At 60.2% G+C, this 23,235-nt stretch carries 22 protein-coding genes; 2 read left to right on the top strand and 20 right to left on the bottom strand.

The window, feature by feature from the left end; translation table 11 throughout:
- Positions 1–98 precede the first annotated feature (98 nt).
- The 20 genes from H096_RS22530 to H096_RS22435 all read right to left on the bottom strand — a co-directional run bounded on the left by H096_RS22530 (position 99) and on the right by H096_RS22435 (position 20,509).
- Positions 99–710, bottom strand: coding sequence for an ABC-type transport auxiliary lipoprotein family protein (locus tag H096_RS22530; protein WP_033901542.1), 612 nt, complete (start codon positions 708–710; stop codon positions 99–101).
- The gene (locus tag H096_RS22525) at positions 707–1,645 is read right to left on the bottom strand and encodes an MlaD family protein (protein ID WP_033901541.1); all 939 of its coding nucleotides are present in this window, start codon (positions 1,643–1,645) and stop codon (positions 707–709) included. The genes H096_RS22530 and H096_RS22525 overlap by 4 nt, the downstream gene beginning before the upstream one ends.
- A gap of 1 nt (position 1,646) precedes the next feature.
- A complete protein-coding gene (locus H096_RS22520; RefSeq protein ID WP_033901540.1) occupies positions 1,647–2,450 on the bottom strand; it encodes an ATP-binding cassette domain-containing protein in 804 nt (267 codons plus the stop codon).
- Positions 2,447–3,595: an ABC transporter permease gene (locus H096_RS22515; protein ID WP_033901539.1), complete on the bottom strand. Its 1,149-nt coding sequence runs from the start codon at positions 3,593–3,595 to the stop codon at positions 2,447–2,449. The genes H096_RS22520 and H096_RS22515 overlap by 4 nt, the downstream gene beginning before the upstream one ends.
- A gap of 54 nt (positions 3,596–3,649) precedes the next feature.
- A complete protein-coding gene (locus H096_RS22510; protein ID WP_033901538.1) occupies positions 3,650–4,681 on the bottom strand; it encodes a DUF5924 family protein in 1,032 nt (343 codons plus the stop codon).
- A gap of 71 nt (positions 4,682–4,752) precedes the next feature.
- On the bottom strand, positions 4,753–6,135 hold the full coding sequence (locus H096_RS22505) for a pitrilysin family protein (RefSeq protein WP_033901537.1): 1,383 nt from the start codon (positions 6,133–6,135) through the stop codon (positions 4,753–4,755).
- A gap of 57 nt (positions 6,136–6,192) precedes the next feature.
- Complete coding sequence (locus tag H096_RS22500; RefSeq protein ID WP_033901536.1) at positions 6,193–7,851, bottom strand: Na/Pi cotransporter family protein; 1,659 nt, start codon at positions 7,849–7,851, stop codon at positions 6,193–6,195.
- 211 nt (positions 7,852–8,062) lie between these two features.
- Positions 8,063–8,830 carry a TerC family protein gene (locus tag H096_RS22495; protein ID WP_033901535.1) on the bottom strand — a complete coding sequence of 256 codons (768 nt, stop codon included), beginning with the start codon at positions 8,828–8,830 and terminating at the stop codon, positions 8,063–8,065.
- A gap of 65 nt (positions 8,831–8,895) precedes the next feature.
- Positions 8,896–10,203, bottom strand: a complete 1,308-nt coding sequence (locus H096_RS22490) for a CitMHS family transporter (RefSeq protein WP_016978810.1) — start codon at positions 10,201–10,203, stop codon at positions 8,896–8,898.
- 241 nt (positions 10,204–10,444) lie between these two features.
- The gene (locus tag H096_RS22485) at positions 10,445–12,406 is read right to left on the bottom strand and encodes a DUF4105 domain-containing protein (protein WP_033901534.1); all 1,962 of its coding nucleotides are present in this window, start codon (positions 12,404–12,406) and stop codon (positions 10,445–10,447) included.
- Positions 12,403–12,723: a DUF2388 domain-containing protein gene (locus tag H096_RS22480; protein WP_012721546.1), complete on the bottom strand. Its 321-nt coding sequence runs from the start codon at positions 12,721–12,723 to the stop codon at positions 12,403–12,405. Before H096_RS22480 ends, H096_RS22485 begins: the two co-directional genes overlap by 4 nt.
- Positions 12,724–12,761: 38 nt before the next feature.
- Entirely contained in the window at positions 12,762–13,070 is a 309-nt protein-coding gene (locus tag H096_RS22475; RefSeq protein ID WP_033901543.1) for a DUF2388 domain-containing protein, read from the bottom strand.
- 80 nt (positions 13,071–13,150) lie between these two features.
- Positions 13,151–13,471 (bottom strand): DUF2388 domain-containing protein, encoded by a 321-nt coding sequence (locus tag H096_RS22470; RefSeq protein ID WP_033901533.1) that lies wholly within the window; start codon positions 13,469–13,471, stop codon positions 13,151–13,153.
- A gap of 136 nt (positions 13,472–13,607) precedes the next feature.
- A complete protein-coding gene (locus H096_RS22465; RefSeq protein ID WP_033901532.1) occupies positions 13,608–13,793 on the bottom strand; it encodes a DUF1127 domain-containing protein in 186 nt (61 codons plus the stop codon).
- A gap of 263 nt (positions 13,794–14,056) precedes the next feature.
- Positions 14,057–14,272, bottom strand: a complete 216-nt coding sequence (locus H096_RS22460) for a DUF1127 domain-containing protein (RefSeq protein WP_010168694.1) — start codon at positions 14,270–14,272, stop codon at positions 14,057–14,059.
- 318 nt (positions 14,273–14,590) lie between these two features.
- Entirely contained in the window at positions 14,591–16,084 is a 1,494-nt protein-coding gene (locus H096_RS22455; protein ID WP_033901531.1) for an acetyl-CoA hydrolase/transferase family protein, read from the bottom strand.
- Between the two features lie 179 nt (positions 16,085–16,263).
- Positions 16,264–17,700: an NAD(P)(+) transhydrogenase (Re/Si-specific) subunit beta gene (locus H096_RS22450; RefSeq protein ID WP_033901530.1), complete on the bottom strand. Its 1,437-nt coding sequence runs from the start codon at positions 17,698–17,700 to the stop codon at positions 16,264–16,266.
- On the bottom strand, positions 17,700–18,020 hold the full coding sequence (locus tag H096_RS22445) for an NAD(P) transhydrogenase subunit alpha (RefSeq protein ID WP_003187417.1): 321 nt from the start codon (positions 18,018–18,020) through the stop codon (positions 17,700–17,702). The genes H096_RS22450 and H096_RS22445 overlap by 1 nt, the downstream gene beginning before the upstream one ends.
- Positions 18,021–18,035: 15 nt before the next feature.
- Positions 18,036–19,157: a Re/Si-specific NAD(P)(+) transhydrogenase subunit alpha gene (locus H096_RS22440; protein ID WP_033901529.1), complete on the bottom strand. Its 1,122-nt coding sequence runs from the start codon at positions 19,155–19,157 to the stop codon at positions 18,036–18,038.
- Positions 19,158–19,609: 452 nt separating this feature from the next.
- The gene (locus H096_RS22435) at positions 19,610–20,509 is read right to left on the bottom strand and encodes a LysR family transcriptional regulator (protein WP_033901528.1); all 900 of its coding nucleotides are present in this window, start codon (positions 20,507–20,509) and stop codon (positions 19,610–19,612) included.
- A 157-nt stretch (positions 20,510–20,666) separates the two neighbouring features.
- Between H096_RS22435 and H096_RS22430 the strand changes: the two genes are divergently transcribed.
- Complete coding sequence (locus tag H096_RS22430; RefSeq protein ID WP_003187423.1) at positions 20,667–21,848, top strand: acyl-CoA dehydrogenase; 1,182 nt, start codon at positions 20,667–20,669, stop codon at positions 21,846–21,848.
- Positions 21,849–21,860: 12 nt separating this feature from the next.
- A complete protein-coding gene (locus H096_RS22425; protein WP_033901527.1) occupies positions 21,861–23,081 on the top strand; it encodes a CaiB/BaiF CoA-transferase family protein in 1,221 nt (406 codons plus the stop codon).
- Positions 23,082–23,235: the final 154 nt, after the last annotated feature.

Here is a 23,235-nt window from a genome sequence, read left to right as displayed (position 1 = left end):
GATTATTTTGAAAATAAATCCTCAAAGACAGTTGCTCCCACATTTGACGGTGTTTACAAATCAAAAATGTGGGAGCGGGCTTGCCCGCGAAGAGGCCCTCAGCGTTTCGGCGCTGTATTGCCCTGCTGCACCACCCAATCCACCACCTGTTTATTCAACTGATCCCCCGCCTGCCCAAACCCGGCTACCACCGCCGGCACTTTGGTATCTGCCACCGGTTGCCTCACCTCAAACCGCCGGCTGGCAACGATCCGCTGATCACTCCCCCGCACCAACCGCGCATCCAGGCGAATCACTACCTCCACCGCACTGCCGTGGTATTCACTCTGGAATGCCTGCAGTTGCCCGCCCAGCTCATAGTCGGACTGCAGATTGGTATCGTCGGTGCTCAGCAGCGTCACCCGGCCATCGCGCTGGAAGCCATCCATGAAGCGGTTGCGCAGCAGCACCGGCGACGGGTCGCTCCAGCGCGAGTTGGCATAACTGCTGATCAGGTCGCCATTGGGCACCACGGCAATGCGCGGGCTGTCGAGAAATTCGCTGGTCTGTGGCTTGTTCACGCGCAGTGACCAGCTGACCGGCGCGGCCTGGTTGGTGGTCTGTGCCGAGGCCAGGCGATACACATCCGACGGGTCGGCCTTGGGCAGGATCGAGCACGCGCTCACCAGTGCCAGGGCCACCGGGGCGATCATTTGGTAAGCACGCTTCATGGCGTGAACTCCTTGTTCTTGTCGCTGCCCAGCAGGTAACCGCTGGGGTTGGCTTCCAGGCGGCGGGAGATGGCGCGTAGCGAACCGAGGGTTTCGCGCAGTTCGCGCACGGCCGGCGCCAGTTCGTTGAGGCCTTGCATGCCGCTGTTCACCGAGTCCTTGTTGTTGGTCAACAAGGTGTTGATGGTCGCGGTGCTTTGTTCAAGGGATTTCATGGCCTGCTCGGCACTGCCGAAGGCCTGCTTGCCCTGTTCGTTGAGCAAGCCGTTGGCGTTGCGCATCAGCACGGTGGTCTGCTCCAGGGCGGCGCTCGCCTGTTTGCTCACCTGCATCAGTTGCTGCATCACCACCTTGATATCGCCGCGCTGGTCGGCGATGGCACCGGTGGTTTGTTGCAGGTTGTCCAACGTATTGCTCAGGCGTTCGACGTTCTCGCGGGAGAACATGTGGTTGGCGTTGTGCAGCAACAGGTTGATGCTGGTCATCAGGTCGTTGCTGTTGTTCAGCAGGCGCGCGATGGGCGATGGTGAGGCGATGATCTGTGGCAGGTTACCGTCTTTGCCCTTGAGCTCGGGACTCTGCGGGGTGCCGCCACTGAGCTGGATGATCGAGGTACCGGTGATGCCGGTCAGGGCCAGCTTGGCCTGGGTGTCTTCCTTGATCGGCGTCTGCCCGGCCAGGCGGATACGTGCCAGCACGCGGCGCGGATCCTTGGGGTCCAGGCTCAGGCTGATGACATCGCCCACCTTGATCCCGCTGTACTGCACTGAACTGCCCTGGGACAGGCCGCTGACCGCCTCGTTGAAGATCACTTCGTAGTCCTGGAAGGCGCTGTCGACGCTGGACTTGGCCAGCCACAGGCCGAACAGCATCGCGCCGACCACCACGATCACGCTGAACAGACCGATCATCACATGATGGGCTCGGGTTTCCATGTCATACCTCGTTAAGCGATTGAGCGGCATCCAATGCCGCGCGGCCACGGGGGCCGTGGAAATATTCGTGGATCCATGCGTCGTCCGTTTCCGAGACGACATCAATGGCATCGGCCACCAGCACTTTCTTCTGCGCCAGCACCGCCACGCGGTCGGTGATGGTGTACAGCGTGTCCAGGTCGTGGGTGACCAAAAACACACTCAAGCCCAGCGCATCGCGAAGAGTCAGGATCAGTTGGTCGAATTGCGCCGCACCGATCGGGTCGAGGCCGGCGGTGGGCTCGTCGAGGAACAGAATGTCCGGGTCCAATGCCAGGGCGCGGGCCAAGGCGGCGCGCTTGATCATGCCGCCGGACAGTGACGCCGGGTACTTGTCGGCCGCCGACAGCGGCAGTCCAGCCAGGGCCAGTTTCACGGCGGCCAGGTGCTCGGCGTCGCGGCGGCTGAGGCCGGCGTGTTCAATCAACGGCAGTGCAACGTTCTCGGTCACGGTCAGCGAAGAAAACAGCGCGCCCTTCTGGAACAGCACGCCGAAGCGCCGTTCCACCAGGGAGCGCTCATGTTCCGGCAGGCTCGGCAGGTTTTTGCCGAACACCCGCACCTCACCTTCGCTGGGCCGGCGCAGGCCGACGATGCTGCGCAGCAGCACCGACTTGCCGCTGCCGGAGCCGCCGACCACTGCGAGGATCTCGCCTTTGTACAAGTCCAGGTCGAGGTTCTCGTGCACGCTCTGGCTGCCAAAGCGATTGCACAGGCCGCGCACTTCAATCACCGCCTCGGCGGGCGCTCGGTGTTGACGACTCACCAGCCCATCTCCATGAAGAACAACGCGGCGACCGCATCCAGCACGATCACCACAAAGATCGATTGCACCACGCTGGAGGTGGTGTGGGCGCCGACCGACTCGGCACTGCCGCTGACCTTGAAACCCTCCAGGCAGCCAATGGCGGCGATCAGGAACGCAAAAACCGGCGCCTTCACCATGCCCACCAGAAAATGCTGCACGCCAATGTCCGATTGCAGCAGCGAGAGGAACATTGCCGGTGAAATATCCAGCGCCACGGCGCAGACCACGCCGCCGCCGACGATGCCCGAGAGCATCGCCAGGAAGGTCAGCATCGGCAGCGCCACCAGCAATGCCAGCACGCGAGGCAGCACCAGCAATTCCATCGGGTCCAGGCCCAGGGTGCGGATCGCGTCGATTTCTTCGTTGGCCTTCATCGAGCCTATCTGCGCGGTAAAGGCGCTGGCGGTGCGGCCGGCGATCAGGATGGCGGTCAGCAAGACGCCGAATTCCCGCAGGAAAGAGAACGCTACCAGGTCCACCGTGAAGATCGTCGCGCCGAAGCTTTTGAGCACCGTGGCCCCCAGAAAGGCCACCACTGCACCGACCAGGAAGGTCAGCAAAGCCACGATTGGCGCGGCATCCAGACCGACCTGTTCAAGGTGCGCAACCATCGGCGTCACGCGCCAGCGTTTGGGGCGGAAAATGCCACGTGCAAAGGTTTCGAGAATCAGGCCGATAAAGCCCAGCAGTTTCTGGGTGTCCTGCCAGACGGTATCCACTGCCCGGCCGATGCGCGCCAGCACCTGAATGCCCGCCGCTTCTTCCGGGGCTTTTTCCGGCACGCAAAAATCATTCAGGGAGCGGTAGACGGTCTTGAGCAGGGCGCGGTCGGCGGCCGACAGGCTGCAATCGGTCTGTTCGGCGGATTGCTCAATGCGGCTCGGCCCCAGCAACTCCACCAGCAGCGAGGCGCCGGCGGTATCCAGGGCACCGAGGCCGTTGAGGTCGATGCGTGCGCCAGCGTCGTATTGGCCGTCGAGCTTGTCCGACAGCTTCTTCAGGTTGGCATAGTGGGCCAGCGTCCAGTCCCCCGTAATCCTCAGCTGTGGCGGGGTGGTGGACGTGTCGAGGTGGGCTGCACCGGCCGTCGTAGGGGGGGTCATAAGCTCCGAGCTTGTTTGGCTATCCACAATTCCTACGTAATAGCACGAACCTGCCTACTTTGGGTTGTCCGTTTGTGCTGAGTCGGTCACTTTGAAGCGCAGCACGCCGATCACCTGCCCGTCTTCGGTCAGTACGCGTACCTGCCAGCGGCCTACGGCATCACCAGGGAAGTTCTGCTTGTGGGTCCAGGCGCGGTAGCCCTCTTTGCGTCCGCCATGAATGTCCAGGGCGATACGGTCGACTTCTTTACCGTTGAATTGCCACACATGGTAAATGCGCTCATCCAACCCGCGCGGCGCGTTGATCGCGGTGTAGGCGTACAGCCCGCCGCTGCGCAGTTGGGCGGCGGTGACTTCCTTGAGGTCGTCGCCCGGCGTGCGGTCTTGCAGTTGTGTGCTGATCGCGACTTCGGTCATCCACAAAGTGGCCGGCGGCACCCAACTGCGCAGGAACCACCCGGCGCACCCAATGGCGGCCGTGACCCCGAGTAACATCGCCCAGCCTTTGACACTGCGCAGCGGCATACTCACGGCCAAGCTCGGAATCGACAACGCCATGGCCACGCCGAGGGCCAGCTTGTAACTCTCGGCCGTGGTCAGGTGCAGGATGATCGGCAGCGCGGTGAGCAGCGCGGCGAACAGTGTGAAGGTGTGCAGCGCAAGGAACAGTGAACGTTTGGGCGCCAGCCATTTGTAGTACAGCGGGTCGACGATCGACACCAGCGCCGCCGCGCCGAGCAGGCCGGTGAACACCGACTGGCCGCTGTTCCATGCCGTGGTGATGAAAAAGAACGGCAACACGAAGAACAGGCTTTCCTGGTGGATCATCTGGGTCGCATAGCGCAGCAACGGTTCGGGAATCTCCCGCTTGAAAACCTTGGTGAACAGTTGGGTGAAGCTGTTTTCCAGCATCAGCCACAGCCAGCTCACCAGCATGATCACCGCGATCCAACTGGCCATGCCCTGCTGGCGGTCCACCAGGATGAAACTGCACACACCCGAGATGAAGCCGCCGAGTGCAATCACCCCTGGGTAACGCTTCATCAGTTCGAGGACGCGGGTGATCAAGCGGGTCAGGTTTTGCATTCGGCGGTTCGCAGTCTTGTAGGAAAAAATCCCAAACAGAATAACGTCTTAGCCCGTCATCCGTTGCGTCATTACGCGATCCGTTTGCGATAACGCCGCACGCCGATCAACACAATGGCAATCAGACCGAGTAGACCGGCGCCGATCCAACTGAGCAGGTCGTAACTGAGCAGCGGTTTCTCGATGCGCCAGTAACCGGGTTGATTGAACACTTGGCGCATGGCCTGGTTGGTCTGGTCCAGGCTCACGGCCTTGATGCGTTTGACCGGGTCGCTGAAATGCCCGTTGTTGTAGTCACCGGAAGCGCTCCAGTAATAGTCGGCCAATGCGCTGTTGCCCTGCACGGCCCAGGCCTGGCGGGCGACGGCGGCCTGTTGCAGGCGGGCGAACACCGCCGGGTCGAGACCGTCTTTGAGCAACTGCGCCCTGAGGTCCTGGAGGACCTGTTCGGCGTCGGGGAGGTTTTCCCGCTCAAGGTCGGCATTCAGGCTGAGGAACCCGACGCCGCCAAGCACTTCGCGTTCGCTCCAAGGGCCGTAGGACAAACCGTGCTTGAGGCGCAGTTGACGGTACAGCGCCCAGTCGAGGTAGTCCTTGAGCAGGTCGTAGGTTTCGTCATGGCCGTCGTCCAGTACCGGCTCAGGGAACAGCCAGTGCAGTTTGGCGCTATCGCCGACCCAGCCGTGGGTCAGTTCGCGGTGGGCGGCGGCGGCATGCTGGATTTCCGGGAGTGCCGGGTGTTCCGTGGGCTCGACCGGGTCGAGCTGGCCATAGGTGCGTTCCAGATAGGCTGGCAGCAGTTTGTCGAGGTCACCGACGATGATCAAAGTCATGTTGTTGGGCGCGTACCAGTTTTTGCGCAGGCTCTCCAACTGGTCGCGGGTCAGATGGTCGACCTCGGCGCGTTCGGCGCATTTGAGGCCCAGTTCGACGGCCAGTTGATTACTGGCGGTGTGGCCCAGGTCCTGGCGGTCCAGCAGGCGTTGCAGGTGTGAGTAATGGCCGCCGTCTTCGCGCTCCACCACTCGCTTGGCCGCGTCGATATTGGCGTCGGTCAGTTCGGTGCGGGTGATGATCGCCAGCAGCAGGTCCAGCACCTTGCGCTGGTTTTGTGCGGGCGCTTCGATTACGAAGGTGGTGTCGGCGTTGCTGGTATAGGCGTTCCACTCGCCGCCCAGCGCCTGCATGCGGTCTTCCAGCTCACCTTCTCCACCGCCGTCGATGCCGCTGAACAGCAAGTGTTCCAGCAGGTGCGGCAGCTCTTTGTCCTCGCAACTGAAGTCGTCCAGGCCCACGCCCACCACCAGGCGGATCGCCACATGCCCGCGTTCGGTGCCCGGTTTGAGCAGCAATTGCAGGCCATTGGGCAAGGTGTAGCCCTCGACTTGCAGGCGGTCAAAGGCGAAGGTATGGGCAGCACCCATGAGCAGGCAGGCGAACAACAGGCGACGCATAACAAGCTTCCTGGCGAGTGAGGTCAGTTTTAACTGACTTCACGGGCCATAGTACGTTCAGGGCGAATGTGTGATGTCGGCAATATCTTCGGCGGAGAGCGCGCCGGTGTCGGACGTTTCCAACACTACATAAGCACTGCTGCAAAACAACGAGTTGAGGCGTTTCATGTCCGCAATCAGCTCCAAGTGTAGGGAGCTGGTCTCCAGGCTCTGTACAATTTTTCGCTGCAGGCGACTCACGTGGGCGTGGGCCAGGCGCCGTTCCTGGGCGCGGAAGCGGCGTTTTTCGCGCAGCAATTGGCGGGCGCTTTCCGGGTCGGCGCTAAGGAACACTGACAGGCCCAGGCGCAGGTTGGCGATCAACTGGCTGTGCAGGCCGGTGAGTTCTTCCAGGCCCACTTCGGAGAATTGGCGACGCTGGGAAGTTTTCTGCTGCTGAACTTTGCGCAGCATGCGTTCGATCAGGTCGCCGGCCAGTTTCAGGTTGATCGACAGCTCGATGATTTCGGCCCAGCGGCGGCTGTCCTGTTCACTGAGGTCTTCGCGGGGCATTTGCGCCAGGTAGAGCTTGATCGCGCTGTACAGCGATTCGACATCATCACTGAGGCTGCGGATTTCCTGGGTGATGGCGGTCTGTTTGCCGCGTAGCACTTCCTGCATGGCGGTGAGCATGTTGTCGATCAGGTCGCCCAGGCGCAGGGTTTCACGGGCGGCGTTGGCCAGGGCCAGGCTTGGGGTGCTGAGTGCCGTCAGGTCCAGATGGCGCGGCTTGGCTTTGCCGTTGACCTCTTCACGCTCGGGCAGCAGCCAGGCGCATAGTTTTGCCATCGGGCCGATGGTGGGCAACAGGATCAGGCAACGGCTGACGTTGTAGAGCAGGTGGAAGGTGATGACCATGCCTTGAGCGCTGTAGTCCAGGCCATCCATCCACAGCACCAGCGGGTCCAGCACAGGAATGATCAGCAACAGGCCGATCAATTTGTACAACAGGCTGCCCAGCGCGACCTGGCGCCCGGCCGCGTTCTGCATGCTGGTGCTGAGGAAGGCCAGTACGCCGCTGCCGATGTTGGCGCCGATCACCAGGCCGATTGCGACATGCAAGCCGATCACGCCTGCGCCGGCCAGAGTCGCGGTCAGTAGGACAGCGGCCAGGCTGGAGTAGGAAATCATCGCGAACAAGGCGCCGACCAGGGCGTCGAGCAAGATGTCGCCGGTCAACGATGCGAACAACACTTTCACGCCTTGGGCATGGGTGATCGGCCCGGCGGCTTCGACGATCAGTTGCAGCGCAAGAATGATCAAGCCGAGGCCGATTCCCACGCGGCCCAGCTGCCCTGCCCGCGTTTGTTTGCGCGACAGGAAGAAAATCACCCCGAGAAAAATCAGCAGCGGCGACAGCCAGGACAAATCGAACGTCAGCACCCGCGCCATCAATGCCGTACCGACATCGGCGCCGAGCATGGTCGCCAGGGCGGGCATCAGCCCCATCAGGCCCTGGCCGACAAAGGAGGTCACCAGCATCGCCGTGGCGTTGCTGCTCTGCACCATGGCCGTTACCAGGATACCGGCGATAAACGCCAGCCAGCGCTTGGACATGTTCTGCCCGATGACTTGGCGCAGGTTGGAACCGTAGACCCGCAGGATGCCGGTACGGACGATGTGCGTGCCCCAGATCAGCAGGGTCACGGCGGAAAGCAGATTGAGCAAGGTCAGCATGCTCGGCCCCCCGTGTGGGTGCGCTCTAAAGTGAGCGAAGGAAAGTTGCCGCGTGCCGCTCTACGTCTTGTACTTAAGCTGTAGTTGGCGAATGGGCTCTGCGCCAGCATCGCATAGCTAAAGTGGGGATTGAAACAAAACTGTCATGAAATCAGCTTTTTGCGCATGCAAAAAAGGGGCTTATAAAAGCCCCTTTTTGTCTGGCTCGGGTTTATTGACCCGGAATGTCTTTGCGCAGTTTCACCGGGTCCTGCTGTTTTTTCTTTTTCGCGATGGCGGTGCGCATCTTGATGTTCACCGCTTCCACCGCCAGCGAGAACGCCATGGCGAAGTAGACATAGCCTTTTGGCACGTGCACATCGAAGGATTCGGCGATCAGCACGGTACCCACCACCAGCAGGAACGACAGCGCCAGCATCTTCAGCGACGGGTGCTTGTCGATGAATTCGCTGATGGTGCCGGCTGCCAGCATCATCACCAATACCGCCACGACAATCGCCGCGACCATGACCGGGACATGGGACACCATGCCGACGGCAGTGATCACCGAGTCCAGGGAGAACACGATGTCGATGATGGCGATCTGCACGATGGTGTAGATGAACTTGCCACCCTTGCCGCCTGGCTCTTCGTGGGTTTCGTCTTCACCTTCCAGCGCGTGGTACATCTCCTGGGAGCTTTTCCACAGCAGGAACAGGCCACCGAAGAACAGGATCAGGTCGCGACCGGAAATGCCCTGGCCGAAGACCACGAACAGGTCGGCGGTCAGTTGCATTACCCAGGTGATCGACAGCAGCAACAGGATGCGCGTGACCATGGCCAGCGCCAGGCCGAAGATCCGGGTGCGCGCCTGCATATGCTTGGGCATGCGGCTGACCAGGATCGAAATCATGATGATGTTATCGATGCCCAGGACGATCTCGAGGGCCGTCAGGGTGAAGAAGGCAATCCAGATCTCCGGATTGGTCAGCCATTCCATGTGTATTCCTTTGAGCAAGTGTTAAACCGCGCAAGCTGCAGCGCCGCGCGGTTGAGTTGGTACGATTATAGAGTGCTGAACAGCGGAATAATCCCCATCAGCAAAGCGGCGACCATTATGCACAGGCACACCAGTACTGCCCACTTGAGGGTAAAGCGCTGGTGATCGCCAAACTCGATACCGGCCAAAGCGACCAGCAGGTAGGTCGAGGGTACCAGCGGACTCAACAGGTGCACCGGTTGACCGACGATCGACGCACGGCCCATTTCTGCAGCCGTGATGCCGTAGTGGCTGGCGGCTTCGGCGAGTACGGGCAGTACGCCATAGTAGAACGCATCGTTGGACATGAAGAATGTAAACGGCATGCTCACCAGCGCGGTGATCACCGCCAGGTACGGGCCCAGCGCCTCAGGGATGACGGCTAGCAGGCTCTTGGACATGGCATCGACCATGCCGGTGCCCGACAGGATGCCGGTGAAGATACCGGCCGCGAAGATCAGCCCTACCACCGCCAGTACGCTGCCGGAGTGGGCGGCGACGCGGTCTTTTTGCATCTGCAGGCATGGGTAGTTGACGATCATCGCGATACTGAACGCCACCATGAACAGCACCGGCAGTGGCAACAGGCCCGCAATCAGTGTGCACATCAGGGCAAAGGTCAGGGCGCCGTTGAACCAGATCAGCTTCGGACGTCGGGCGTCCGGGAATTGCGACACGCTGATTTCGCTGTGGTCGATCTCGTCGCCTTGCAGGTGCAATTCACCCAGGCGTGCACGTTCGCGCAGGCCGTACATGTAGGCGATCACCAGGATGGCGACGACGCCGGCGGCCATGGCCGGGATCATCGGTACGAAAATGTCCGATGGGTCCACATGCAGCGCACTCGCGGCACGGGCGGTCGGGCCGCCCCAAGGCGTCATGTTCATCACGCCGCCGGCGAGGATGATCAGGCCGGCCATGATCCGCGGGCTCATGCCGATGCGCTGGTACAGCGGCAGCATGGCGGCCACGCAGATCATGTAGGTGGTGGCGCCGTCACCGTCGAGGGACACGACCAGGGCCAGCACCGCGGTGCCGACCGAGACTTTCAGCGGGTCGCCCTTGACCATCTTGAGGATCTTGCGCACGGCCGGGTCGAACAGGCCGGAGTCGATCATCAGGGCAAAGTAGAGAATGGCGAACATCAGCATCACGCCGGTCGGCGCGAGCTTGGTGATACCCGCAAGCATCATCGGGCCGATCTCCGGCGCGAAACCGCCGAACAGCGCGAACAGGATCGGCACGATGATCAGGGCGATCAGCGCGGATAGGCGCTTGGTCATGATCAGGAACATGAACGTGATGACCATGGCAAAGCCAAGGAAAGTCAGCATAGGAATACTCCAGGCGTAGCGCGGCTAGGGAATGGCGAACCGAGTGGGGGTCAGCGCAGAACGAAAGGCACGAGGCGTACGGGTGGAGTGGGGGCGAACAGGCGGGTACGAGCGGACATCGGGAATCACCATTGTTGTTGTTAACAGCCGGTCTGTTGCCGGCAGTGGGGGCGATCCTAGACGGGTAAGCTTTCAGCCAGCTTTCGCCGGCTGAAAGGGTGATGAGGGGTTGTTCGGCGTTTCAGGGCAGCTCCAGGCCGCCAGCCGCCTTGTGCAATGCCCGCAAATGCTCGCCCACCTGCTTGAGGTTGGCTTCGCAGGCGGCAATCTCGGCGGAGCGCGAGGGGTCCAGCAGCGCCCTCACCTCTTTATCCAGCTCGCCGGTCAGCGATTGCAGTTGCTTCTGGCGCTCGGCGCTTTCCGATTCCAGGCGCTTGGCTTCCGAAGGTTGCGGCAGGCCATAGCCGCCGCTGCCCAGGAGTTCTGCCGGGCGGCTGAGGAAGCCGCTGTTGGCGAGGATCTGTTGCAGCGTGGCGTTGGCTTTCTCCATGCCGCCGTTTTTCAGCTCGCGGGCGCCGAGGTAGCGTTGTTTGACTTCGTCCTGGGCCAGCATCAACTGCTTGCGAAAGCTCGCCTGCTCAAGCAGCAACAATGCGGCGCTGGTGCGCAGATCGGCCTGACCGAACCACTGGCGACGCTCCTCTGCGCTGAGAGACAGCCAGTCTTCGACCTGGGTCTGTTTGATCGGCAGATGCTTGCGCAGTACATCGAACATCGCCTGGTAGCGCTCGCGGAAGGAGTCGAAGTGATAACCGAGGCGTAATGCCCTGCGTTTGTCGTCCAGTACGCTGGTGTCGGCCAGGCCGCGGGCGCTCAGTACTTCGAGCAAACCGTTGGGCGTGATGTTGTCCAGGCCAGTCAGTTGCGGGTTGGCGCTGCCGCTGCGTAACAGCTTCAGGCTCTCCACTGCACAGTTGTTGGAAATGAAGAAGTAGTTGCCGTCGTAGCTCCAGTGCATTTCGGCAGCATGCTCGACGGTGTCGTTGATTTCCTGGCGGGTCAGTTTCAACGGCACGGAGGCCAGGCCGCGCAACTCGGTCTTGGTGTACTCGTCGATCACTTGCGCCAGCGGCAGCACAAACAGGCGCGACGGGTATTTGCCGACCAGGCCGTCCCAGCTCGACAGCTGTACGTCACCGACAAATGCGCGGTAGGACAACACCAGGTGCTGGTCCAGATCCAGCCGACAATCCGGCCCGCGCGGCCGACCTGGCGCGCAGATCACCAGGCGCAACATGCTGTGGCCCCAGCGGCTCACCAGGTTCTGGTTGGCTTCGGCCAGCAGGTAGTCGATTTCGTAGACGCGCTCCGGGTCGACATGGCCCAGCGGCGTCTTGGCGAAATCGTTGCCGGCGTTCAGGAATGCGTAGGTGTTGGCGCAGGTGTCTTGATTCGGCGGCGCCCAGCCAAAGTGTTCTTTGTAGTAACGGAACAGCGAGGGGCGGCGACAGGCGTAGCTTGGGTCAAGCAGGAAGTATTCCATGTTGACTGCGACGAATTCCAAGGGGCTGGTGGTTTCGTAGATGTCCGGGCTGCGCGCGACCTGATGGTTGTTTTGTTCGCGCTCGCCACGACGGCCGACGTACTGCGGCCAGCCGGCAAGGTCCAGCAGGCGTGGGTCATCGCTGAGGGTAAAGCGTCGGTCATGCTGGCCGCGGCATTGATCCGGCAGGCCGATCAAGCCGGTGATGCTGTTCTGGCGGCTGCAGCGGTTGATCAGTGCGCGGTCTGATTTGGACCACAGGCGTGCACGGTCATAGATGTGCGTCAGTTCATGCAATACGGTGGCGAGCATTTCGCGGCGCACGGTGCCGTGGGGGCGATTGGTTTTCTGGGTGGCGGCGCTGCCGTCGGTCAGGCTGGCAAGCAGGTTGCGATTGAGGTCCAGCTCGGACACCAAGGAGGCTTGCCCGTAGGCGTTCTCGGGCATCTTGTCGGTCCAGCCGACATCAATACGCCGGTCCAACTGCTCGATGAAGCGCGGCGGCAAGGCGCGCATCGCTTCGTCGAGCAACGCCTGGCTGGCCTGCTGTTCAGCCGGGCTCAAGCCCTCGGTCTTGAGCCGCAGTTGCAGGCCGGCCTGGGCTGCGCTGGCACACAGCAGCACAACCCCGGCCAGGAGCCAGGCGGCCATTCGCCTCACAGTGCGAGGATAGCTTCGGCGAGGGTCTGGTCACTGGCGTCGCGGGCTTCCGGCAAACGGGTGCGCAGGGTGTCGAAGGCGGCTTCCAGGTGTGCGCCACGGATCTCGCCGTTGGTAGCGACGAAGCTGGCAGCGTCATCGTGGGCTTCGCGCACGACTTTGGAGTCGCGGATGGAGGTGGTGGTGTCCGAGGTGAAATCAATGGTGCGGCCAGAGGCGCGAACAATGATGTTACTGGTGGCCACCAGGGTGTGTGCCTGGGCAACGTCGGCCAACAACAGCAGGCCAAGGGTGGCGGCAATCAGCGGGCTACGCATGGAATAACTCCAAATACAAAGATGGAATACAGAGATGATTATTGGACGAGAATTGCTTGCGCCAGTTCAAGGTCGCTGGCGTTAAGTTTTGGTTGGCTGTGGCGCAGATAATCCAGCGCTGACTCCAACCGTGCCCCCCGCCATTGGCCGCCAGTGGCGATAAACGCGGCAGCGTCATCCTGGGCGGCCATTATCACTTTTCTGTCGAAGGGTGCGGAAGTCACCTTGCTGGTGGCGTACGCACTGGCGACGGTGCTCTGCGTGGTCAGGTCGAAGGCCGAAGCCAAGGGCGACCAGGCGGCGCAAAGCAATACAGGAACTATTAACAGGCGGTATGAAAAAACCATGGGACTCGACAACTGAAAACGAGCGCCAAGGCTAGCGTAATGCCCGGGCGAGAGCCAGCGCCCAGGCATCAGCCCTGCATTCAGATCGCCAGGATGGCCTGGGCCAGTTGTACGTCAGTTGCGGTGTTCAGCTGCGGCGCTTGTTGGCGGATCTGGGCCAGGGCGCTTTCCAGTTTCACGCCACGGATGGCGCCTTCACTGGCTACAAAGCTGGCGGCGTCGTCACGGGCAGCGCGCACGACTTTGTTGTCGCGCAGGGACGAGGTGGCATCGGAAGTGGCGTCGGAGGTGGCCTTTAGCGCGCCGACGATGGAGTCGGTGGTCACGATGAAGCTGGTCGCGTTGGCGTTGGCTGCCAGGGCCAACAGGGCGGCGGCACTCAGCAGGCTAAGACGGGACATGGGATGACTCCTGTAGATGAATGGATAAGGTGGCGCAGGGCAGCTATTGGGGATCAGACGCCTGTACTGCGCGGTTCGCCACGTGGTGACTGGATATTAAGCCGCCGTTTATCCGTTCGGGAAGCATCTTGACTGCTTAGTCACGCCAGAACGGTTTGGACAGCTCGTTCATTCGGTCGCCGGGGCTGATGCCCAGGTCGGACAGTTCACGGCTATCAAGCTGCGACAGCTGGCGCCGTTCATAGGCCTGGCGCAGCCATTTGGCCACGGTCGAGGCCGCTTGGCGTAACAACCGTTTATAGCGGGGGGACGGCGTATCCATGGCGAGCACCTTTCATGAGGTCTTGGAGCACCATGTTGAGCGAGGGGATGTGACCGATACAGATACACTGAAGTTAAATTGTACTGCTTAACTGTTGTATTTTTTAAACTGTACCTGTCGTCGAATCATGCCACTGTTTTCCGGTTGAAAACCCAAACCCCGAAAACAACAAAGCCCGCCTCCGGTTTCCCGTGGCGGGCTTTGCTTTGACAAATCAGGGTGCTGGCGGTGGACCCGGTAGGTCAGGGCCAGCGAGCGCTAAATCAGCGCCAGAAAGGCTTGCTCAGCTCTTCGTAGCGTTGAGCTTCGCTGATGCCTGCGTCAGCCAGCAGACGCGAGTCCAGACGAGCCAGTTGGTGGCGGCTGGAGATGCGGCGCTGCCACAACATCAGGTTGGCGATAACGCGCAGAGGCAGGGAGGCCTGGGTGTTTACAGCTTTTTCTTCGAAGAACAGATCGGAACTGAGTGTACGTTCCATGGTGACATCCTTCCGCTTGTGGCGGGATTAGGTAGTGGTTTAACTGATGCCAATGATCCTCTTCCGGCGCAAGACTCTCTAGATACAGTTCACCTGTATTGTGAGGGGCCAGTTAACTGTTTATAGGGGCTGTACTGTACGGAAATGGGGCAACTGTACCTGTCCGCACTAAAGTAGTGCGAAATTGGCATTTTTGAAGTGGGGTGTGGGATATTTCGGTAGGAATTGACCGGTACAGCAGTACAGTTTTTTCAAGAAATGCCGGCGGAGATGTCGAGCTGATGAAACTGTGTTTGCATCAGCCCGGATCTGTATCAATTACGCCTTGAGCATATGCCCGGATTCTTCCAGGTTGATGTGCCAGCTCAGTGCATCACGCAGGATGTGCGGCGTGTGCCCGCCGATGGCGCAGGCAGCGTTGAAGTAACTGTTCAGGGCGTCGCGGTAGGCGGGGTGCACACAGTTGTCGATGATCACCCGCGCCCGTTCCCGTGGCGCCAGGCCACGCAGGTCCGCAAGCCCAACCTCGGTGACCAGGATGTCGACGTCATGCTCGGTGTGGTCTACATGGCTGACCATCGGCACCACACTGGAAATCGCCCCGCCCTTGGCAATGGACTTGGTAACAAAGATCGCCAGGTGCGCATTGCGTGCAAAATCCCCGGAGCCGCCAATACCGTTCATCATCCGTGTGCCACAGACATGGGTGGAGTTGACGTTGCCGTAGATGTCGAACTCCAGCGCGGTGTTGATACCGATGATGCCCAAGCGACGCACCACTTCTGGGTGGTTGGAGATCTCTTGCGGGCGCAGCACCAGTTTGTCCTTGTACTTCTCCAGGTTGCCGAACACGTCGGCATTGCGACGTTCAGACAGGGTGATCGAGCTGCCCGACGCGAAACTCAGCTTGCCCGCGTCGATCAGGTCGAAGGTCGAATCCTGCAACACTTCCGAATACATGGTCAGGTCTTCGAATGGCGATTCGATCAGGCCACACATCACCGCGTTGGCGATATTGCCGATGCCGGCCTGCAACGGCCCGAGTTTGTTGGTCATGCGGCCGGCGTCGACTTCCTGCTTGAGGAAGTTGATCAGGTGATTGGCAATGCCTTGGGTGTCGCTGTCGGGCGGCGTCACGGTCGAGGCGGAATCGGCCTGGTGGGTGATAACGATGGCGGCGATCTTTTCCGGAGGGATCGGAATCGCAGTGCTGCCGATCCGGTCATCGACCTTCACCAGTGGGATCGGCGTACGGGTTGGCCGGTACGTCGGGATATAGATGTCGTGCAACCCTTCCAGGTTCGGATTGTGCGCCAGGTTGATCTCGACGATCACCTGCTTGGCGAAAATTGCAAAGCTGGCCGAGTTGCCCACAGAGGTTGTCGGCACAATATGGCCTTGCTCAGTGATTGCGACCGCCTCAATCACGGCAATGTCCGGCAGCTTGAGTTGGTTGTTGCGCAGTTGCTCGACGGTTTCCGACAGGTGCTGGTCGATAAACATCACTTCGCCGGCGTTGATCGCCTTGCGCAAGGTGCTGTCGACCTGGAACGGCATGCGTCGCGACAGCACACCCGCTTCGGTCAGTTGCTTGTCCAAGTCATTGCCCAGGCTGGCACCGGTCATCAGGGTGATTTTCAGCGGCGAGGTCTTGGCGCGCTCGGCCAGGGCGTGGGGGACGGCCTTGGCTTCACCGGCACGGGTGAAGCCGCTCATGCCGACGGTCATGCCGTCCTCGATCAGTGCGGCGGCGTCTGCCGCGCTCATGACCTTGTTCAACAACGAAGGCAAGCGGATACGATCACGGTACATGGATTGTTATCTCAGGCTACGGAAGCAAGGTGCGCAGTTTAGTGATTTCAAAAAAATTCGGCCCGCTACCATGGTCGAATGCCAGGCAGCGATTTAGAGCCTTTGGTCGGGTTTCATGCGGTCATAAAAAACCCCAGCCTACTGGAGGCCGGGGTTTCGAGTATTGCGCTGAAGCAGTGTTACTCGACGGCTTTGACCATGTCTTCGATGACCTTCTTGGCATCACCAAAGACCATCATGGTCTTGTCCAGGTAGAACAGCTCGTTATCCAAGCCGGCATAACCACTGGCCATCGAGCGTTTGTTGACGATGATGGTCTTGGCCTTGAAGGCTTCGAGGATCGGCATTCCCGCGATCGGTGAGTTCGGATCGTTTTTGGCTGCCGGGTTGACCACGTCGTTCGCGCCCAACACCAGCACCACGTCGGCCTGGCCGAACTCGGAGTTGATGTCTTCCATCTCGAACACCTGGTCGTAAGGCACTTCGGCCTCGGCGAGCAGCACGTTCATGTGGCCAGGCATACGGCCCGCCACCGGGTGGATCGCGTATTTCACGGTGACGCCGCGGTGGGTCAGCTTCTCGGTCAGTTCCTTGAGCGCATGCTGTGCGCGTGCCACGGCCAGGCCGTAGCCCGGAACGATGATCACGGTGTCGGCGTTGGTCAGCAGGAAGGTCGCGTCGTCGGCCGAGCCGGACTTGACCGGGCGCGCTTCTTTGGAGCCGGCTGCGGCACCCGCATCCGGTGCATTGCCAAAACCGCCGAGCAGTACATTAAAGAAGGAACGGTTCATCGCCTTGCACATGATGTACGACAGGATCGCGCCGCTGGAGCCCACCAAAGAGCCGGCGATGATCAGCATCGAGTTGTTCAGCGAGAAACCGATACCCGCCGCTGCCCAGCCCGAGTAGCTGTTGAGCATCGACACGACCACAGGCATGTCGGCGCCGCCAATCGGGATGATGATCAGCACGCCCAGCACGAACGCCAGGGCCAGCATCAGTGCGAAGGCGGTGAGGTTGCCGGTGAACATGAACGCCAGGCCCAGGCCAAGCGTCAGCAGGCCGAGCACCAGGTTCAATTTATGCTGGCCGCCAAACTGTACCGGTGCGCCCTGGAACAGGCGGAACTTGTACTTGCCTGACAGCTTGCCGAACGCGATCACCGAACCGGAGAAGGTAATTGCACCAATGGCCGCGCCGAGGAACAGTTCCAGGCGGTTACCGGCAGGGATTGCGTCGCCCAGATGTTTGACGATGCCCAGGGATTGCGGCTCGACCACCGCAGCAATGGCGATAAACACCGCTGCCAGGCCGATCATGCTGTGCATGAACGCCACCAGCTCCGGCATCTTGGTCATTTCAACGCGCTTGGCCATGATCGAACCGGCGGTGCCGCCGATCAGCAGGCCGACGATCACGTAGCCGATACCCGCTGTGGCCAGCTCAGCACCCAGTTTATAGATGAGGCCCACGGTGGTGAGCACCGCCAGCGCCATGCCGAGCATGCCGAACAGGTTGCCGCGTCGCGACGTGGTTGGGTGCGACAGGCCTTTGAGGGCCTGGATGAAGCAGATCGACGCGATCAGGTAGAGCGTCGTTACCAGATTCATGCTCATTACTTCGGCGCCTCTTCTTTTACTTTCGGGGCTTTCTTCTTGAACATCTCAAGCATCCTACGAGTCACCAGGAAGCCGCCGAACACGTTCACCGCCGCCAAGGCCACGGCCAAGGTGCCCATGGTCTTGCCCAGCGGGGTCACGGTAAGGGCGGCGGCCAGCATGGCGCCGACGATCACAATCGCGGAAATCGCGTTGGTCACCGCCATCAGCGGTGTGTGCAGCGCGGGGGTCACGTTCCAGACCACGTGGTAACCGACATAAATCGCCAGCACAAAGATGATCAGGTTGTAGATACCGGGGGAGATAAGCTCTTCCATCGTCTGAATCCCTGCTTAGGCGTTTTTGCGGATGACTTGGCCGTCGCGGCACATCAGGCACGCGGCGACGATGTCGTCTTCGAGGTTGATTTCAAACTGCCCTTCCTGGGTGAAGACCAGCTTCAGGAAGTCCAGCAGGTTGCGCGCGTACAAAGCTGACGCATCGGCGGCGACAGCGCCGGCCAGGTTTGTCGGGCCGCAGATGATCACGCCGTTCTCGACGACTATCTGGTCGGCAACCGTGAGCGGGCAGTTGCCCCCTTGGGCAGCGGCAAGGTCGATCACCACGGAGCCGGGCTTCATCTGTGCGACGGTTTCGGCGCTGAGCAGGGTCGGCGCCTTGCGGCCTGGAATCAGGGCGGTGGTGATGACGATGTCGGCCTGCTTGGCGCGTTCGTGCACCGCCAGGGCCTGGCGCTGCATCCAGCTGGTTGGCATCGGACGGGCGTAGCCACCAACGCCGACGGCGCATTCGCGTTCTTCATCGGTTTCGTAGGGCACGTCGACGAACTTGGCGCCGAGGGACTCGATCTGCTCTTTCACCGCCGGACGGACGTCAGACGCTTCGATCACTGCACCCAGACGTTTCGCCGTGGCGATGGCTTGCAAGCCTGCAACCCCCGCACCGAGGATCAACACGCGCGCAGCTTTGACGGTGCCGGCAGCGGTCATCAACATCGGCATGAAGCGCGGATAGTGATGAGCGGCGAGCAGCACGGCTTTATAGCCGGCGATGTTGGCCTGGGACGATAGCACGTCGAGGCTTTGAGCCCGAGAGGTACGCGGCGCAGCTTCGAGGGCAAAGGCAGTGACGCCTCGCTCGGCCAGCTTGGCGATGGTTTCGTTGCTGAACGGGTTGAGCATGCCCACCAATACGGTGCCGCTTTTGATCAGCGTGAGTTCGCTGTCGCTGGGGGCCACCACCTTGAGAATCAGCTCGGCGCCAAACGCCTCGTTGGCACTGCCAATGGTTGCGCCTGCCGTTTCATAGGCACTGTCCGTGATGCTGGCTTTAATGCCGGCGCCGCTTTGTACAGTGACCTTATGGCCCTGGCCGATCAGCTTCTTGATGGTTTCCGGGGTGGCAGCCACCCGCGTTTCACCGGTCTGGGTTTCGAGAGGAACACCAATGTGCACGTCAAATCTCCTGCATGATCTTTTTGCTTTTGATCTTTTTGTAAAAAGGCCAGTGCACCGCGAGTGGCGCAACTGGGGCGGCCGATCAGCACGATCCCGCTGAAATGACAGCGGGGCGCGGCATTTTGCAGGCGAACTTTACGGCCATCAAGGGATTATGACGGGTGACGAAAAATTAACTACAAGTCACCCTGTGACTGATTGTCGCAATGCGCGGAAATAACCTCTTCAAATACATGGGCTTAAAGGCCTGTAGGCATTTTTGTAGCTTTTTGACATCTTTGATGTGAATAGTCGGTCATTGGCTTGTATTAGTCGCTACAAGCCATATGGATCATGGCTTTGAGCCCTATTTTTGCCTGGCAGATACAGTCTGTTGAAATGCGACATATACGTATATCTGTAGGATCCAAAATTTACTGACTACAAAGTCAGTAATATGGTTTAGACCTTTAAATACTGGGGCTGTAGCGCTGTGATTGTTCGATAAGCCAATCCCTGAATGCGTGCATCGAAGCTGATTCGACCTTTCTGTCAGGAATCATCAAGTAATAAGCCTTCGAGCTGCTCAGCGCCTCGGAACTCGCAATCATCAGTTGGCCCTCCTCCAATTCGCGTTGGATAAGGAACGGCGGGATCAGCGCGATCCCCATGTCATGCATGGCGGCTTGGGACAACATCGAGAATAGCTCGTAACGGGGGCCTGTCATGTCGCGGGGTACGCTCAACTGCTGCGCGTTGAACCACTGGCGCCACGCGTAGGGTCTCGTCGTTTGCTGAAGGAGGGGCAGTTCTGCGATTTCCTGAGGGCTGAACTGCGTGCTGCAACCCAGCAGTCGAGGGCTGCACACGGGGACGGGGTTTTCTCCCATCAAGCGGTGCGATTCCGTGCCGGACCAGTCGGCATCGCCGAAGTAGATGGCGGCGTCAAATTCGGTGTCGGCAAACAGGAAGGGTCGTGTTCTGTTCGTCAGATTGACCGTGACTTCGGGGTGCTGGTGTTGAAAATCCTTGAGGCGAGGGATCAGCCACTGAGTGCCAAACGTTGGGACCACGGCCAGCTCGATGGTGTTAGCGCCCTGCTGACCCATGACGGAAAGCGTATCGCGCTCAACTGCGTCCAACTGTGTGGCAACGCGACGGCTGTAAGACAGCCCTGCTTCCGTCAGCTTTACCCCGCGCCGTGAGCGGCGAAACAGCTCGACACTCAAAAACTCTTCAAGGCTGGCGATCTGTCGACAGATGGCGCCTTGCGTGATCGAAAGCTCGTGCGCGGCCTTGGTAAAGCTCTCGTGGCGGGCCGCGGCTTCAAAACTGACAAGGGCGGTGGTACTGGGGATTTTCCTGCGCATATACCGTGTCCTCACATGTAAAGCGCATATGCGCGCTTTTCGTCGGTTTCGAAGTGAGAAATTAGCACAACCCTATGCGGAAACCTCGTTTGCCCTCCTCGCCTGTCGGGCCTAGGCTGGTTCCACGACTTCCGTTTCTTTCCGCGAGGACTTATTCATGGCTGGCAAGGCAAGCTTCAACTGGATCGATCCACTGCTGCTGGATCAACAGCTCACCGAAGAAGAGCGCATGGTGCGCGACAGTGCTGAGCAGTTCGCCCAGGACAAGCTGGCGCCGCGTGTGCTTGAGGCCTTCCGCCATGAAAAGACTGACCCTGCGATTTTCCGCGAGATGGGCGAGACCGGTTTGCTCGGTGCGATGATTCCCGAGCAGTACGGCGGCAGCGGCTTGAATTACGTCAGTTATGGGTTGATTGCCCGCGAAGTGGAGCGTGTCGACTCCGGCTATCGCTCGATGATGAGTGTGCAGTCTTCACTGGTGATGGTGCCGATCAATGAATTTGGCACCGAGGCGCAGAAGCAGAAGTACTTGCCGAAGTTGGCGTCTGGGGAATGGATCGGCTGTTTCGGCCTGACCGAGCCCAATCATGGGTCTGATCCAGGTGCGATGATTACCCGGGCTCGAAAAGTGGACGGCGGTTACAGCCTGACGGGCGCGAAGATGTGGATCACCAACAGCCCGATTGCGGATGTGTTTGTGGTGTGGGGCAAGGACGATGCCGGCGATATCCGGGGCTTTGTCCTGGAAAAAGGCTGGAAAGGTCTGAGCGCACCGGCGATTCACGGCAAGGTCGGGCTGCGCGCCTCCATCACCGGTGAAATCGTCATGGATAACGTATTTGTGCCGGAAGAGAACATCTTCCCGGACGTGCGCGGTTTGAAGGGGCCTTTTACCTGCCTTAACTCTGCGCGTTATGGCATCTCTTGGGGGGCGTTGGGTGCTGCCGAGTTCTGCTGGCATACCGCTCGCCAGTACACACTGGATCGCCAGCAGTTCGGCCGTCCATTGGCGGCGACCCAATTGATCCAGAAGAAGCTGGCCGACATGCAGACCGAGATCACGCTGGCCTTGCAAGGCTGCCTGCGTCTGGGGCGTATGAAGGATGAAGGAACGGCAGCGGTTGAAATCACTTCGATCATGAAGCGCAACTCCTGTGGCAAGTCTCTGGATATTGCGCGTATGGCGCGCGACATGCTCGGCGGCAACGGTATTTCCGATGAGTTCGGTGTGGCGCGTCACCTGGTCAACCTGGAGGTCGTGAATACCTATGAAGGTACTCATGATGTGCATGCCCTGATCCTCGGGCGCGCGCAAACAGGTCTTCAGGCGTTCTATTAATAGGAGCACGGCATGGGCGCGCTTTCGCATCTACGTGTACTCGATCTATCGCGAGTACTGGCGGGTCCTTGGTCCGGGCAGATCCTTGCGGACCTTGGGGCTGAAGTGATCAAGGTCGAGCGGCCGGGCAGCGGCGACGATACGCGCGCCTGGGGGCCGCCCTTTCTTAAGGACGCCTATGGTGAGAACACCAGTGAGGCGGCGTATTACCTGTCGGCCAATCGCAACAAGCAATCGGTGACAATCGACTTCACGCGGCCGGAGGGACAGGCGCTGGTGCGTGAGCTGGCAGCCAAGTCGGACATCCTCATTGAAAACTTCAAGGTGGGCGGGCTTGCGGCGTATGGGTTGGACTATGAGTCGCTCAAGGAGATCAACCCCGAGCTGATCTACTGCTCGATCACGGGCTTTGGTCAGACCGGGCCCTATGCGGCGCGGGCAGGCTATGACTTCATGATCCAGGGGTTGGGCGGACTTATGAGCCTGACGGGGCGCCCCGAGGGGGATGAAGGTGCTGGCCCGGTCAAGGTAGGTGTGGCGCTGACTGACATTCTTACGGGGCTCTACTCGACGGTGGCGATTCTGGCGGCACTGGCTCATCGCGATCATGACGGTGGCGGGCAGCACATCGATATGGCGTTACTGGATGTGCAGGTGGCCTGCCTGGCCAACCAGGCGATGAATTACCTGACGACAGGGGCATCGCCGAAACGGCTGGGTAATGCGCATCCGAATATCGTGCCTTATCAGGATTTTCCCACCGCCGACGGTGACTTCATCTTGACGGTGGGTAATGACGGGCAATTTCGTAAGTTTGCCGAAGTGGCTGGGCAGCCGCAGTGGGCGGATGATCCGCGCTTCGCTACTAATAAGGTGCGGGTGGCGAATCGGGCGGAGCTGATTCCTTTGATTCGTCAGGCGACGGTGTTCAAGACGACGGCTGAGTGGGTGTCGCAGCTGGAACGGGTCGGTGTGCCTTGTGGGCCAATCAATGACCTGGCGCAGGTGTTCGCCGACCCTCAGGTCAAGGCACGTGGGTTGGAGATGGCATTGCCTCATGCGCTGGCGGGGATGGTGCCTCAGGTTGCCAGTCCGATAAGGCTGTCCAAGACGCCGGTGGAGTATCGCAATGCACCTCCGCTGCTGGGAGAGCATACGGCTCAGGTGCTTCAAGATGTATTGGGATTGGGTGTGGCGAATGTGGTTGCTCTGAAGGCGGCGGGTGTTATCTGAATCCTTTCTTCTATATAGAAGGTACTGGCGGCCCTTGATTGGTGGTTTTTTAATCAATTCTCACTAATTGATAGAAAAGTAAAATCAAGGGTTGACGGCAGATTTCATACGTCTATAATTCGCCCCACTTCCGGCGCAGTCGAAACGTAAAACT

Source organism: Pseudomonas sp. FH1 (genome assembly GCF_000510895.2).
In the GTDB taxonomy this organism is placed as follows: domain Bacteria; phylum Pseudomonadota; class Gammaproteobacteria; order Pseudomonadales; family Pseudomonadaceae; genus Aquipseudomonas; species Aquipseudomonas azotoformans_A.
Note: the sequence above shows the minus strand (reverse complement) of the source record. Positions and strands in the feature narration are given on the sequence as shown.

What these genes read in the sequence shown, in the direction of transcription:
- H096_RS22530 (WP_033901542.1), bottom strand. Translation starts at nt 710, where the DNA reads ATGAAGCGTGCTTACCAAATGATCGCCCCGGTGGCCCTGGCACTGGTG.
- H096_RS22525 (WP_033901541.1), bottom strand. Translation starts at nt 1,645, where the DNA reads ATGGAAACCCGAGCCCATCATGTGATGATCGGTCTGTTCAGCGTGATC.
- H096_RS22515 (WP_033901539.1), bottom strand. Translation starts at nt 3,595, where the DNA reads ATGACCCCCCCTACGACGGCCGGTGCAGCCCACCTCGACACGTCCACC.
- H096_RS22510 (WP_033901538.1), bottom strand. Translation starts at nt 4,681, where the DNA reads ATGCAAAACCTGACCCGCTTGATCACCCGCGTCCTCGAACTGATGAAG.
- H096_RS22505 (WP_033901537.1), bottom strand. Translation starts at nt 6,135, where the DNA reads ATGCGTCGCCTGTTGTTCGCCTGCCTGCTCATGGGTGCTGCCCATACC.
- H096_RS22500 (WP_033901536.1), bottom strand. Translation starts at nt 7,851, where the DNA reads ATGCTGACCTTGCTCAATCTGCTTTCCGCCGTGACCCTGCTGATCTGG.
- H096_RS22495 (WP_033901535.1), bottom strand. Translation starts at nt 8,830, where the DNA reads ATGGAATGGCTGACCAATCCGGAGATCTGGATTGCCTTCTTCACCCTG.
- H096_RS22490 (WP_016978810.1), bottom strand. Translation starts at nt 10,203, where the DNA reads ATGCTGACTTTCCTTGGCTTTGCCATGGTCATCACGTTCATGTTCCTG.
- H096_RS22480 (WP_012721546.1), bottom strand. Translation starts at nt 12,723, where the DNA reads ATGCGTAGCCCGCTGATTGCCGCCACCCTTGGCCTGCTGTTGTTGGCC.
- H096_RS22475 (WP_033901543.1), bottom strand. Translation starts at nt 13,070, where the DNA reads ATGGTTTTTTCATACCGCCTGTTAATAGTTCCTGTATTGCTTTGCGCC.
- H096_RS22470 (WP_033901533.1), bottom strand. Translation starts at nt 13,471, where the DNA reads ATGTCCCGTCTTAGCCTGCTGAGTGCCGCCGCCCTGTTGGCCCTGGCA.
- H096_RS22465 (WP_033901532.1), bottom strand. Translation starts at nt 13,793, where the DNA reads ATGGATACGCCGTCCCCCCGCTATAAACGGTTGTTACGCCAAGCGGCC.
- H096_RS22460 (WP_010168694.1), bottom strand. Translation starts at nt 14,272, where the DNA reads ATGGAACGTACACTCAGTTCCGATCTGTTCTTCGAAGAAAAAGCTGTA.
- H096_RS22455 (WP_033901531.1), bottom strand. Translation starts at nt 16,084, where the DNA reads ATGTACCGTGATCGTATCCGCTTGCCTTCGTTGTTGAACAAGGTCATG.
- H096_RS22450 (WP_033901530.1), bottom strand. Translation starts at nt 17,700, where the DNA reads ATGAGCATGAATCTGGTAACGACGCTCTACCTGATCGCGTCGATCTGC.
- H096_RS22445 (WP_003187417.1), bottom strand. Translation starts at nt 18,020, where the DNA reads ATGGAAGAGCTTATCTCCCCCGGTATCTACAACCTGATCATCTTTGTG.
- H096_RS22435 (WP_033901528.1), bottom strand. Translation starts at nt 20,509, where the DNA reads ATGCGCAGGAAAATCCCCAGTACCACCGCCCTTGTCAGTTTTGAAGCC.
- H096_RS22430 (WP_003187423.1), top strand. Translation starts at nt 20,667, where the DNA reads ATGGCTGGCAAGGCAAGCTTCAACTGGATCGATCCACTGCTGCTGGAT.
- H096_RS22425 (WP_033901527.1), top strand. Translation starts at nt 21,861, where the DNA reads ATGGGCGCGCTTTCGCATCTACGTGTACTCGATCTATCGCGAGTACTG.